This window comes from Mycobacterium sp. ACS4331, assembly GCF_001667265.1.
Taxonomy (GTDB): domain Bacteria; phylum Actinomycetota; class Actinomycetes; order Mycobacteriales; family Mycobacteriaceae; genus Mycobacterium.
In genome coordinates this window covers 23,087-36,034 of sequence record NZ_LZHW01000102.1, presented here as the reverse complement: position 1 = coordinate 36,034, position 12,948 = coordinate 23,087, and the positions used below count along the sequence as shown (strand labels likewise).

12 protein-coding genes are annotated in these 12,948 nt (G+C 68.4%); 7 read left to right on the top strand and 5 right to left on the bottom strand.

Annotated features, from left to right (window positions below):
* The first annotated feature begins 91 nt into the window (after window positions 1-91).
* From tkt to pgl, 5 genes are read left to right on the top strand one after another with little or no spacing between them, the layout of a single operon-like run.
* Entirely contained in the window at window positions 92-2,182 is a 2,091-nt protein-coding gene (tkt, locus tag A5727_RS23560) for a transketolase (protein ID WP_068256039.1), read from the top strand.
* 44 nt (window positions 2,183-2,226) lie between these two features.
* Window positions 2,227-3,348: a transaldolase gene (tal, locus tag A5727_RS23555; RefSeq protein ID WP_197507743.1), complete on the top strand. Its 1,122-nt coding sequence runs from the start codon at window positions 2,227-2,229 to the stop codon at window positions 3,346-3,348.
* Window positions 3,345-4,883, top strand: a complete 1,539-nt coding sequence (gene zwf / locus A5727_RS23550) for a glucose-6-phosphate dehydrogenase (RefSeq protein ID WP_068256031.1) — start codon at window positions 3,345-3,347, stop codon at window positions 4,881-4,883. The genes tal and zwf overlap by 4 nt, the downstream gene beginning before the upstream one ends.
* Complete coding sequence (opcA, locus tag A5727_RS23545; protein ID WP_068256561.1) at window positions 4,880-5,791, top strand: glucose-6-phosphate dehydrogenase assembly protein OpcA; 912 nt, start codon at window positions 4,880-4,882, stop codon at window positions 5,789-5,791. The genes zwf and opcA overlap by 4 nt, the downstream gene beginning before the upstream one ends.
* Window positions 5,788-6,534 carry a 6-phosphogluconolactonase gene (pgl, locus tag A5727_RS23540; protein WP_068256029.1) on the top strand — a complete coding sequence of 249 codons (747 nt, stop codon included), beginning with the start codon at window positions 5,788-5,790 and terminating at the stop codon, window positions 6,532-6,534. Before opcA ends, pgl begins: the two co-directional genes overlap by 4 nt.
* Before the next feature lies 1 nt (window position 6,535).
* Here pgl and A5727_RS23535 read toward each other — a convergent pair whose 3' ends face one another.
* Genes A5727_RS23535 through A5727_RS23525 form a run of 3 tightly spaced genes read right to left on the bottom strand, consistent with a single transcriptional unit; the run spans window position 6,536 to window position 9,401 of the window.
* Window positions 6,536-7,156: a LutC/YkgG family protein gene (locus tag A5727_RS23535; protein ID WP_068256018.1), complete on the bottom strand. Its 621-nt coding sequence runs from the start codon at window positions 7,154-7,156 to the stop codon at window positions 6,536-6,538.
* The gene (locus tag A5727_RS23530; RefSeq protein ID WP_068256016.1) at window positions 7,153-8,652 is read right to left on the bottom strand and encodes a lactate utilization protein B; all 1,500 of its coding nucleotides are present in this window, start codon (window positions 8,650-8,652) and stop codon (window positions 7,153-7,155) included. The genes A5727_RS23535 and A5727_RS23530 overlap by 4 nt, the downstream gene beginning before the upstream one ends.
* Entirely contained in the window at window positions 8,649-9,401 is a 753-nt protein-coding gene (locus A5727_RS23525) for a (Fe-S)-binding protein (protein ID WP_082949988.1), read from the bottom strand. The genes A5727_RS23530 and A5727_RS23525 overlap by 4 nt, the downstream gene beginning before the upstream one ends.
* Before the next feature lie 77 nt (window positions 9,402-9,478).
* Between A5727_RS23525 and A5727_RS23520 the strand changes: the two genes are divergently transcribed.
* Window positions 9,479-9,856 (top strand): ATPase, encoded by a 378-nt coding sequence (locus A5727_RS23520; protein ID WP_068256014.1) that lies wholly within the window; start codon window positions 9,479-9,481, stop codon window positions 9,854-9,856.
* Here A5727_RS23520 and A5727_RS23515 read toward each other — a convergent pair.
* The gene (locus A5727_RS23515; protein ID WP_068256011.1) at window positions 9,853-11,124 is read right to left on the bottom strand and encodes a sulfotransferase family protein; all 1,272 of its coding nucleotides are present in this window, start codon (window positions 11,122-11,124) and stop codon (window positions 9,853-9,855) included. The two genes, A5727_RS23520 and A5727_RS23515, sit on opposite strands and share 4 nt — an antisense overlap.
* A gap of 40 nt (window positions 11,125-11,164) precedes the next feature.
* Between A5727_RS23515 and A5727_RS23510 the strand changes: the two genes are divergently transcribed.
* On the top strand, window positions 11,165-12,322 hold the full coding sequence (locus A5727_RS23510; RefSeq protein ID WP_231992202.1) for a DUF1214 domain-containing protein: 1,158 nt from the start codon (window positions 11,165-11,167) through the stop codon (window positions 12,320-12,322).
* Here the strand turns inward: A5727_RS23510 and A5727_RS23505 are convergent.
* Window positions 12,315-12,929, bottom strand: coding sequence for a TetR/AcrR family transcriptional regulator (locus tag A5727_RS23505; protein ID WP_068256006.1), 615 nt, complete (start codon window positions 12,927-12,929; stop codon window positions 12,315-12,317). The genes A5727_RS23510 and A5727_RS23505 overlap by 8 nt on opposite strands.
* Between the last annotated feature and the right edge of the window lie 19 nt (window positions 12,930-12,948).

The following is a 12,948-nucleotide window of genomic DNA, read 5'->3' as shown; positions in this document are numbered from 1 at the left end:
GGATGCGGACTGCCGCGTCCGGATGGTTGACACTAGGGTTGAGGCCAGCGCCCTGTCCGCCCTGACATGCAGTTCCCAAGGAGTATCGGTAGTGACCACAGTCGAAGAGATCGCCGCATTGACGGTGCCCAACCATCCCGAGGATTGGACCGACGTCGATTCCCGGGCCGTTGACACCGTGCGCGTTCTGGCCGCGGACGCGGTGCAGAAGGTGGGCAACGGCCATCCCGGCACGGCGATGAGCCTGGCCCCGCTGGCGTACACGCTGTTCCAGCGCCAGATGCGCCACGACCCGTCGGACACCCACTGGCTGGGCCGCGACCGTTTCATCCTGTCCTGCGGGCACTCCAGCCTGACGCTGTACCTGCAGTTGTACTTGGGCGGCTTCGGCCTGGAGCTGTCCGACATCGAGGCACTGCGGACATGGGGCAGCAAGACGCCCGGCCATCCGGAGTTCCGGCACACCAAGGGTGTGGAGATCACCACCGGCCCACTGGGCCAGGGTCTGGCCTCCGCGGTGGGCATGGCCATGGCCGCCCGCTACGAGCGGGGCCTGTTCGACCCCGACGCAGCGCCCGGGACCAGCCCGTTCGACCACTACATCTACGTGATCGCCTCCGACGGCGACATCGAAGAGGGGGTCACCAGCGAGGCCTCGTCCCTGGCCGGCACGCAGCAGCTGGGCAACCTGATCGTGTTCTACGACAAGAACCACATCTCGATCGAGCACGACACCGACATCGCGTTGTCTGAGGACGTCGCCGCGCGCTACCGCGCCTACGGCTGGCATGTGCAGGAGGTCGAGGGCGGCGAGAACGTGGTCGGCATCGAAGCGGCCATCGCCGCCGCCAAGGCCGTCACCGACAAGCCGTCGTTCATCGCGCTGCGCACGATCATCGGCTACCCGGCGCCCACCAAGATGAACACCGGCGGTGTGCACGGCGCGGCCCTCGGCGACGACGAGGTCGCGGCCACCAAGAAGGTGCTGGGCTTCGACCCCGAGAAGACCTTCGAGGTCAGCGAGGACGTCATCACCCACACCCGCCAGTTGGTGGCGCGCGGCAAGGAGGCGCACGACGCCTGGCAGCAGGACTTCGACGCCTGGGCGCAGCGCGAGCCCGAGCGTAAGAAGCTGCTGGACCGGCTGCTGGCCCAGGAACTTCCCGAGGGCTGGGACGCCGACCTGACGCACTGGGAGCCCGGCAGCAAGTCCGTCGCCACCCGGGCCGCGTTCGGCCAGGTGCTCAACGACACCGCACCCAAGCTCCCGGAGCTGTGGGGCGGCTCGGCCGATCTGGCGGGCAGCAACAACACGACCATCAAGGGCGTGAAATCGTTTGGCCCGCCGTCGATCTCAACCGACGACTTCACCGCCGACCCGTACGGCCGGGTGCTGCACTTCGGGATCCGCGAACACGCGATGGGGTCGATCCTGTCGGGCATCGTCCTGCACGGACCGACGCGTGCCTTCGGCGGCACATTCCTGCAGTTCTCCGACTACATGCGGCCCGCCGTGCGCCTGGCGGCCCTGATGGACATCGACACGATCTACATCTGGACGCACGACTCGATCGGCCTGGGTGAGGACGGACCGACGCATCAGCCGATCGAGCACCTCGCCGCGCTCCGGGCCATCCCGAGGCTCGCGGTGGTGCGCCCCGGCGACCCGAACGAGACCGCCTACGCATGGCGCAGCATCATCGCGCGGGGCAACGGCAGCGGTCCGGTCGGTTTCATCCTGACCCGCCAGGGCGTCCCGGTGCTGGAGGGCACCGACTCCGACGGCGTGGCCAGGGGCGGCTACGTGCTCGGCGGTGAGCAGGCCGCCGACGCCGATGTGCTGATCATCGCGACCGGTTCGGAACTCCAGCTCGCCGTCGAGGCCAAGAAGCTGCTGGCGGAGAAGGACGTCACGGCCGCGGTCGTGTCGATGCCGTGTGTGGAATGGTTCGAGAAGCAGCCCCGCGAGTACCGCGATTCGGTGCTGCCGCCCGATGTCTCGGCCCGCGTCGCCGTCGAGGCCGGCGTGGCCATGCCGTGGCACCGCTACGTCGGCGACACCGGCGAGATCATCTCGATCGAGCACTACGGCGAGTCGGCTGACGACAAGACCCTGTTCCGCGAATTCGGTTTCACCGCAGAAGCCGTCGTCGCCGCTGCCGAACGCGCAATGGACAACTAGGGGCCAACGTAGGCGTTGGGCTCTTCGAGAGGACGAGAGAAGGCATCATGACCCAGAATCCCAACCTTGCGGCCTTGAGCGCTGCCGGCGTGTCGGTGTGGCTCGACGACCTGTCCCGGGACCGCCTGCAGACCGGCAATCTGCAGGAGCTGATCGACACCAGGAGTGTGGTCGGGGTGACCACCAACCCGTCGATCTTCCAGGCCGCGTTGTCGAAGGGACACGCCTACGACGACCAGGTCAGGGAGCTCGCCGCCCAGGGCGCCGACGTGGACGCGGCGATTCGGACGGTCACCACCGACGACGTCCGCAACGCGTGCGACGTGCTGGCCAAGCAGTACGAGCTCTCCGACGGTGTCGACGGCCGGGTCTCGATCGAGGTCGACCCGCGCCTGGCCCACGACACGGACAAGACGATCCTGCAGGCCGTCGAGCTGTGGAAGATCGTCGACCGGCCCAACCTGCTGATCAAGATCCCGGCCACCCTCGCCGGCCTGCCCGCCATCACGGCGGTGATCGCCGAGGGCATCTCGGTCAACGTCACGCTCATCTTCTCGGTCGAACGTCACCGCGCGGTCATGGACGCCTACCTCGCCGGCCTCGAGGCCGCCAAGGAGGCCGGTCACGACCTGTCCAAGATCCACTCGGTGGCCTCGTTCTTCGTCTCCCGCGTCGACACCGAGATCGACGCGCGACTGGAGAAGATCGGCACCGACGTCGCGCTGGACACCCGCGGTCAGGCCGGCGTCGCCAACGCACGACTGGCGTACGCGGCCTACCAGGAGGTCTTCGAGCAGGGCAGCCGGTTCGCCGCGCTGGCCGAGCAGGGCGCCCGGGTGCAGCGTCCGCTGTGGGCGTCCACGGGTGTGAAGAACCCGGACTACTCCGACACGTTGTACGTCACGCATCTGGTGGCACCCAACACCGTCAACACCATGCCCGAGAAGACGATCGAGGCGGTGGCCGACCACGGCACGATCACCGGGGACACCATCACCGGGACCGCTGAGACGTCGCAGATCATCTTCGACAAGCTGGCCTCGGTCGGGATCGACCTGCCGGATGTGTTCAGGGTGCTCGAGGACGAGGGCGTCGAGAAGTTCGAGAAGTCGTGGCAGGAGTTGATCGACGCCACCCAAGAGCAGCTCGACGCCGCGGCGAAATGAGCAGCACCACGGCGGCGTGGGTGAATCCGCTGCGGGACAGGCGCGACAAGCGAATGCCCCACATCGCGGGGCCCTGCGCCGTCGTGATCTTCGGCGTGACGGGTGATCTGGCCCGCAAGAAGCTCATGCCGGCCATCTACGACCTGGCCAACCGCGGGCTGCTGCCCCCACAGTTCGCCCTGGTGGGTTTCGCGCGCCGGGAGTGGGCCGACGAGCATTTCAGCGATGTGGTCCGCGAAGCCGTTCAGCAGCACGCCCGGACACCGTTCCGCCAGGAGGTCTGGGACCGGTTGTCGGAGGGGATCCGGTTCGTCCACGGCGATTTCGACGATGAGTCGGCGTTCGAGCGGCTCGCGGAACGCCTGCGCAACCTCGATGAGGAGCGCGGCACCGGCGGCAATCACGCGTTCTACCTGTCGATCCCGCCCGCGGCGTTCCCCGTGGTCTGCGAGCAGTTGTCGAAATCGGGGCTGGCCCGCAATCACGACGGATGCTGGAACCGCGTGGTCATCGAGAAGCCCTTCGGTCATGACCTGGCCAGCGCCGAAGCGCTCAACAGCGTGGTCAACAGCGTCTTCCCGGAGTCGTCGGTGTTCCGCATCGACCACTATCTGGGCAAGGAGACCGTGCAGAACCTTCTCGCCCTGCGGTTCGCCAACGAGATGTTCGAGCCGATCTGGAACGCCCACTACGTCGACCACGTGCAGATCACCATGGCCGAGGACATCGGATTGGGCGGCCGCGCAGGGTATTACGACGGCATCGGAGCCGCGCGGGACGTGATCCAGAATCACCTGCTGCAGCTTCTGGCCCTGACCGCGATGGAGGAACCGGTCAGCTTCTCCCCCGCGGAACTGCAGGCCGAGAAGATCAAGGTGCTCTCGGCCACCAGGCTGGTGGAACCACTGGACCAGACCACCTCACGCGGTCAGTACACGTCCGGTTGGCAGGGCAGCGAGAAGGTGGTCGGCCTGCTCGACGAGGAGGGCTTCTCCACGACCTCCACCACCGAGACGTTCGCGGCGATCACCCTCGATGTGGACACCCGTCGGTGGGCGGGCGTCCCGTTCTATCTGCGCACCGGAAAACGCCTCGGCCGCAGGGTCACCGAGATCGCGCTGGTGTTCAAGCGGGCGCCGCATCTGCCGTTCGATGCGACGATGACCGAAGAGCTCGGCAAGAACGCCCTGGTGATTCGCGTCCAACCGGATGAGGGCATCACGCTGCGGTTCGGCTCCAAGGTGCCCGGCAACCAGATGGAGGTCCGTGACGTCAACATGGACTTCTCCTACGGCGCGGCCTTCGCCGAGGAGTCCCCGGAGGCCTACGAACGGCTCATCCTCGACGTCCTGCTCGGCGAACCGTCACTCTTCCCGGTCAATGCCGAGGTCGAACTGTCCTGGAAGATCCTGGATCCCGTGTTGGAGAACTGGGCCGCGGACGGACACCCCGACCCCTACGAGTCCGGCGGTTGGGGCCCGGAGTCGGCATTCGAGATGCTGCGCCGTGACGGCAGGGAATGGAGACGCCCATGATCGTCGACCTGCCCGACACGACCTCCAACGAGGTCAACAAGCGCCTCGTGGCGCTGCGCGAGGAGGGCGGTGCGGTCACAATGGGCCGAGTCCTGACGCTCGTCATCGCGCCCGACTCCGCGTCGATGGTCGAGGAGTCGATCGAGGCGGCCAACTATGCCAGCCGTGAACACCCGTGCCGCGTGATCCTGGTGACGCCCGCGGACCGGCGCGCGGCCGAACCTCGGCTCGACGCCGAGATCCGGGTCGGTGCGGACTCCGGCGCCGGTGAGGTCGTCGTGCTGCGCCTCTCCGGGGCACTCGCCAAACACGCTGACAGCGTGGTGATTCCGTTCCTGCTGCCCGACACGCCCGTAGTCGCCTGGTGGCCCGACTTGGCACCGGCCTCGCCCGCCCAGGACCCCTTGGGCCGGTTGGCCATCCGCCGCATCACCGACGCCACCAACGCCGCCGATCCGCTGCAGGCGATCCGAAGCCGACTGGACGGCTACACCCCCGGCGACACCGACCTGTCCTGGAGCCGGATCACCTACTGGCGCGCACTGCTGACCGCCGCCGTGGACCTGGCGCCGCATGAGCCCATCCAGTCCGCCAAGCTCTCCGGTCTGGCGACTGAACCCGCCCTCGACATCCTGGCGGGGTGGCTGGCCACCAGGATCGACGGGCCGGTGACCCGCAGCGTCGGAGAGTTGAAGGTCGAGTTGCACCGCGCATCGGAGACCATCACGCTGCAGCGCCCGCAGGAGGGGATCACCGCGACGCTGTCCCGCACGGGCCGCCCGGACGCGCTGCTGCCGCTGGCCCGCCGCGAATCCCGGGACTGCCTGGCCGAGGACCTGCGACGCCTCGATGCCGACGACATCTATCACGACGCCCTGCAGGGGCTGAGCAGGGTGAAGTACGCATGAGCGAAACCGTGGTCGAAACCTATTCCGATGCAGGCGAAGTCGCCGAAGCGGCCGGCGCCCGCCTGATCGGCGCCATCACGGCGGCGATCGCCGACCGCGGCCAGGCCCACATCGTGCTGACCGGCGGCGGAACGGGCGTCGCACTGCTGCGCCACGTCGCCGAGCACGGCGCGGACATCGACTGGCCAGCGGTGCACCTGTACTGGGGCGATGAACGCTACGTCCCCCAACAGGACGACGAGCGCAACGTCAAACAGGCGCGCGAGGCGCTGGTCGCCAAGGTCGACATTCCCGCGCGCAACGTCCATCCGATGGCGGCCTCCGACGGCGAGTTCGGCGACGACATCGACGCGGCCGCACTGGCCTACGAGCAGGTGCTGGCCGCCAACGCGCCGGACGGCGAGCCGACTCCCCTCTTCGACGTCCACCTGCTCGGCATGGGCGGCGAGGGACACATCAATTCCCTGTTCCCCGACACCCCGGCGGTGGCCGAGACCTCGCGGATGGTGGTCGCCGTGACCGACTCCCCGAAACCGCCGCCCTCCCGGATCACCTTGACTCTGCCCGCGATTCAGCGTTCCCGCGAGGTCTGGCTGGTGGTGGCCGGTGCGGCGAAGGCCGACGCGGTCGCCGCCGCGATCGGCGGGGCGTCGCCCCGTGACATTCCCGCCGCGGGAGCGGTGGGCCGGGAGCGCACCGTGTGGCTGCTCGACACCGAGGCCGCCTCCGCATTGGGCGGCTGAGTCAGCCCGCGACGATCACGTGCAGCGTGCGCGGCCCGTGCACGCCCTCGACCCGGTCGAGTTCGATGTCGCTGGTCGCGCTCGGCCCGCTGATCCAGGTCAGGGGCCTGGTGTGCAGGCCGGATTCGACAAGGCGCGCCACGGCTTCGGGCACATCGGTGACGATCTGCTCGAGCGTCACCACACAGACGTGCACATCGGGCACCAGACTCAGGGCGCGCCGGCCCTGCCCGACCCCGTGATCCAGGACGATGGTGCCGGTGTTGGCGATGCCGACGGCCGCCGCGGTCACCACGGCATCGACGCCGTCGAGTTCGGTCGCGGTCAAGCCGGTGTCCTCCAGCCAGGAGGCGTCCCCCCACCGCGCCCGGGCCGCTGCGTCGGCGATGACGGTGACCGCGCCCGCAGCCCGCAGCGCCGACCTGATCGCGTCCGCGACATCGGACGTCGCCACCCGCTGCACCGCGGCGCGGTAGTCGGCGGTGCGTTCGGCGAACCGGGCCACCACATCGTCATCGCCGGTGCTGACCGCGCGCCCGTACTCCCAGCTCACGGCGGGGACCTCGGGCCGGTCCGCCAGCGCCGCCCGGACCCGGGCGAGGATCTCCTCGCGCGCGGTCACTGCCCCTCCTCCGTGCGTCCGCCGTCGGTGCGTTCCCACCAGGATCGGAACGATTCGGTCGGCGGCACCGGGACGTCACGCGAACCCGACCACCGACTGGCCGGCCACGGCAGCCTGCGTAGCACCTCCCTGGCGCCGAACAGCCTGCTGCGCAACGCCTTCCCGCTGGCTTCGGCCGCCTTCTGGGCGGCCTCGAAGCGGCGGTGATCGGCGAACAGCCAACTCGCGGCCGTCATGCCGAGGCCCTCGCCCGACGGCAGGCTGCCGCGACTCTCATCGACCACCCGGGTGCGCAGATGCACCAGCAGTTCCGGGATGTCGATGCGCACGGGACACACGTCGAAGCAGGCGCCGCACAGGCTCGACGCGTACGGCAGGGACTTGTCGACATCGCTTGTGGTGCCTCGCAGTTGCGGGGTCAGCACGGCTCCGATCGGCCCCGGGTACACCGATCCGTACGAGTGGCCGCCGGCCCGCTCGTACACCGGGCAGACATTCAGGCAGGCCGAGCAGCGGATGCAGCGCAGCGCCTGGCGGCCGACGGGGTCGGCAAGCGCGGCGGTCCGGCCGTTGTCGACCAGCACCACGTGCATGTCCTGCGGGCCGTCGCCGTCGGCGGGGCCGGTCCAGATGGACGTGTACGGGTTCTCACGCTCCCCCGTGCTGCTGCGCGGCAGCACCTGGAGCATGACTTCGAGGTCACGCCAGGACGGCAGCACCTTCTCGATGCCGACCACCGAGATCAGCGTCTTGGGCAGGGTCAGGCACATCCGCCCGTTGCCCTCGGATTCGACGACCACCAGGCTGCCGGTCTCCGCGATCGCGAAATTGGCACCGGATATCGCCACCTCGGCGCGCAGGAACTTCTCCCGCAGGTGCAGGCGCGCGGCCTCGGCGAGCCGTGTGGGTTCGTCGGTGAGGTCGGCCGGCGCGGGCCTGCCGACCCTGTGCATCTCGCGCAGGAAGATCTCACGGACCTCGGCGCGGTTGCGGTGGATCGCGGGCACCAGGATGTGGCTAGGCCAGTCGTCTCCGAGCTGCACGATCAGTTCGGCGAGATCGGTCTCCCAGGCGGCGATTCCGGCGTCGGCGAGCGCCTCGTTGAGTTCGATCTCCTGGGTGGCCATCGACTTGACCTTGACTACCTCGGTGGCGCCCGCGGCGCGCACCAGGTCGACGACGATGCGGTTGGCCTCCTCCGCGTCGCGGGCCCAGTGCACGGTCGAGCCCGCGGCGGTCGCATTGGCCTCGAACGCCTCCAGGTGCTCGTCGAGGCGCAGCAGCGCGTCGTCCTTGATCGCCTCAGCGGCCAGGCGCAACTGCTCCCAGTCGGGCAGTTCGGCGACCACGTTGGCGCGTTTGGTGCGGATCGTGGCGGTGGCGTGGGCCAGGTTGCGGCGCTGCACCGTGTTCTTCAGCGCCGCCTCGGCAGCCACCTGGAACGTGGGCATGCCGAGGAAGGCCGCGGTCACGCCGACGTGCGGGTGGCCGGTCATGCGGGGCTGTCCTCGGTGGCGGCCAGGATCTCGGCGAGGTGGCGCACCCGCACATCGCTTCGCTCGCGCGACAGGATGCCCCCGATGTGCGCCAGACACGAGTTATCGCTCGCCACAAGCACTTCGGCCTTCGTGTCTTGCACGCAGCGGGCCTTGTCGAGCCCCATGGCCACCGACGTCCCGGCGTTCTTGAGGGCAAAGGTGCCGCCGAACCCACAACACTGGTCCGCGGCCGGCAGCTCGACGAGATCGATGCCCCGCACGGCGCGCAGCAGGCGCAGGGGGCGGTCACCGACCCGCAGCATGCGCAGCGAGTGACACGTCGGGTGGTAGGTCACGCGGTGCGGGAAGTGCGCCCCCACGTCCACGACACCGAGCACGTCGACCAGGAACTCCGAGAGCTCGTAAACCCTGGGCGCCAGGGCCTGCACCTGCGCCGCCAACCGCGGGTCACCAGCGCGGGCCGCGATCAGCCGATGCTGATGGCGCACCGAGCCCACACACGACCCCGAGGGCGCGACGACGGCGTCATAGTCACCGAACGTCTCGACGAAGACCCGCACGGCGGGGACGGCCTCGTCGGCGTATCCGGTGTTGGTGAACATCTGACCGCAGCAGGTCTGCTGCACCGGGAAGTCGACCTCGCAGCCGAGACGGCGCAACAGACGCACGACGGCCTTGGGTGTCTCGGGCCACATGACGTCGTTGAAGCAGGTGGCGAACAACGCCACCCGGTGAGGGCTGGTCACTCTGCCCACCCCATCACGTCTGGGCCCGTCAGACAACCGGCCTCGCGGGACAGTCCGCTCGGGCCATACTGGCTGCCATGGCAGACAAAGAGGTGAGCACCGGTCGCTCGCGTCCCGCCCAGCAGCGCATCAGGACTCTCGCGCAGGCCGCACTGAACGCCGATGTGACCGTCGGTCAGGTCGACACGGTGCTGCAGGGGCTCTCGGAGACCCTGGAGGATCTGAACCATTCGACCGACAACCTCGATGCGACGATGGAGCGCTTCAACGCGACCATCAGCAGCATCGACGAGTTGGCGCCGCGACTGCTCGCGGTGATGGACCGCCTGGAAGCCATCGTCGACCGGGTCGAGCGCATGGTCGAGGTGGGCGAGGCGGTGACGTCACCGCTGGCCGCGACCGAGAACGCCGTGCGGGGCGCGATCAGCGCGGTCCGGCAGCGCACGGGCCTCTAGAGCGCCACGAAGCGCTCCACGTAGGGAGCGAACCGTCGTCGCAGGTCATCGCGATCCAGGCCGAGGTCCTCGGCGCGGTAGTCGATCCGCCCGAGCCGGCCCCGGGTGTGCCCGGCCAGGTAGTCCGCGACGGCCCGCCGCGACTCCTCGGTCGGCGCGTAACCCGCTGTGTCCCAGACCTTCTGCACCATCGCCAGATCATCGGCCATGAACTCGTCGAACCGCACGTCGATGGTGCGCTCGGGCGGCAGCAGGTGGTGGTCACGCATGCATGCGGTGAGCATCTCCTCGATACGGGTGATCCAGTAGCCCGCGACGGTCTCGACGTCGACCTGATCGACGCTCATCCGCATCGTGTAGGTCATCATGGTGGCCATCGAGACGCTGACGTCCACCGGATCACGGTGCGTGACGATGAACGTCGCATCCGGGAACACCTTCAGCAACGGCACGAACTGCTCGAGATGCTGCGGGCTCTTGAGCACCCAGCGCCGGTGGTATCCGTCCTGATGGGTCAACACCTGAAGCATCATCCGCAGGAACTGATACCCCGGCGTCTGATCGTTGTCGCGCAGGTAGTCCGACCACCGCGGCAGGTGCGTCAGCGTGGTGAAGAATCCGCTGGCGAAGTCCTGCACCATCAGCCCGATGTCCTCGTGGATGTGGTCGATCGTCATCTCGTGCATCAGCTGGAAGTACGGCATCAGCGTGTTCGAGATGTTGAGCGCGTCGCCCGTGCGTTGGCGCCGCGGTTCGATCGTGCCCTCCTCGCCGGGCGCGGGCAGCGGTTCCTGGGCCTCCCAGTAGGGCAGGGACCGCAGCGCCGGGTCGGCGGCGAGCAGGCTGTGCAGATGTGTGGTGCCGGTGCGGGGCAGGCCTGCGATCACCAACGGCGCCTTGACCTCGATGTCGAAGATCTCGGGATGGTGGTTGAGGTGGTCGACGACCCGCAGCCTGCCCTTGAGAAAGGTCAGCATGAGCGAGAACGCGTAGGTGCGGCCGAAGTCCGTGAAGTTCGGCAGTTCGTGGAACGCCGAGAGCAGCACGTCCATGCGTTCCCGGTAGTCCTGCGAACCGAAGTCGGTCAGCCCGGTCTGGGCGCTGGCCTGTTCGTGCAGCGCCTCGGCGGTCAGCGGACAGTAGTCGGCCATGGCCGCCATGCCGTCGATGATCGCCTGGGCCTCCGGCGTGAAGGTCGGGCGGGCCAGATCGGTGACGTGGATGGCCGAAGAGGAGGTGGTCACCTCCGGCACCCTAACCGACACCATTACAGACTTTACATGAATCGTCACATTGTATCTTGTTAAGATGACGGCCATGCCCGCCCCGGAGAGTGCCGCCGCCTGGCGCGAACTGCTCAGCGCCTTCGCGGATTTCGACCAGCAGTTCCTCGACGGCCCGAAGGCGGTCCGCGGCCAGCACGCCGTCGCCGAGGGCTACCAGAACCTCGCGACGATGCTGTCGCTCTCTCTCGACATGCACCTGTTCGCCGACCCGGTGGCCCCTCGGTTCATCGACAACCTCACGCCGTTCCGCCCGGACCGCCGCTGGGGCGGGGACAACACCGACTGCTACTACAGCTACGCCGTGGTCGACCCGCACCGCACCTACCGAGTCAGCGGCAGCCCCAACGACAGCGTCATGTACTCCCTGACCGTCTACAACGAACCCGAACCCGGTGCGTGGCCCAACCGCACAGTCGGCCTGCTGTACGACACCGATATGCCTCTGGACGACGAGGGTCGCTTCTCGTGCGTGCTGGGACCGAGCCGCCCCGCGGGTTACGACGGACCCTTCATCGAGCTCTCCTCCGACGCACGCGGCATCATCACCCGCGACTACCACGAGTTCCCGGCCACCGAGCGACGGGTCGACTGGAACATCGCGGTCATCGATCATGCGGGTCGCCCTGTCGCACCGGCGAAATCGGACGCCGACATCGCCACGTCACTGCGCGCGGCACTGCGGTTCGCACAGGACATGTACGCCCTCATCCCACTGATCCTGACCGAACGCAAGCCCGTCGAACTGGCTGACGGACAGAACCTGAGCATCAACACCCTGGCGCCGCCCTACCGGGCCGGCGGTGCGACGCACGGCTATTCGATGCAGGACGCGTGCTACTGCCTCGGCGGGTTCTCTCTGGAACCCGGTGAAGCGCTGGTGATCACGTCGCATCATCCAGAGGCGAGGTTCTGGAACTTCACCCTGTGGAACCAGTACATGGCCGCCCTCGACGTCGAATACGGCCGCGCCGGAATCAATTCCGGCACCGCGGTGCCCAACAGGGACGGCACGGTGACCCTGGTCATCAGCCGGGAGCAGCTCGAGCATCCCAACGCGATCTCGACCAAGGACCATCATGAAGGATTGATGTCGTTCCGCTGGTTTCACGCCGCTGACCTGCCCGAGCCGCCGGTCATCTCGCTCGTCGCGGCGGCCGACGCCCCACGGTCGGTCAGTTGACGGGCGTGCCCGGGGACGCGAGCACCGGCCCAATGCACCGACGCAGGTAGGTCCGCAGTTGTTCCGGTGAGCGCGGCGGTGTGGACGGGGCGATCACCATCGACTGGATCAGCCGCAGCAGGTACTCGACCAGATCATCCATCGCCGCTCCCGACCAGCCCAGCGCGGTCCAGTCGATGTCGCTGTGCTCCAACATGGTTCGTGACCGCTGGATCGAATCCGGTTGCACCATTCGCCGGCTGATCGAGCGGGCCTGGTCGGTGTCGAGCAGTCGCATCAGCAGCGGTTCGTCGGGCAGTCGCTCGATTAGGTGCGCGACGGCCTCGACCAGGAGTTCGGTCGGGTCCTCGACACCGACCGTCCGCTCGCCGACACGTGCGGTCCATCCTCCGAGCGCGACGTCGGCCGCCGCGGCGATGAGTTCGTCGCTGGTCGCGAAATGCCGGTAGATCGTGGGTCGCGTGATCCCGAGGTCGGCCGCGACGTGCGAAAGCGTGGTTCGTTCGGGGCCATGCCGTTCGAGCATCCTGAGCGTGGCGTCGATGATCCGCTTCCGGGCCTCGGCGTCATCGCCCGGCGGCGCACCCCGCCATCCCCTGCGTCCCATACCGCCCGTCCTGTGAAAC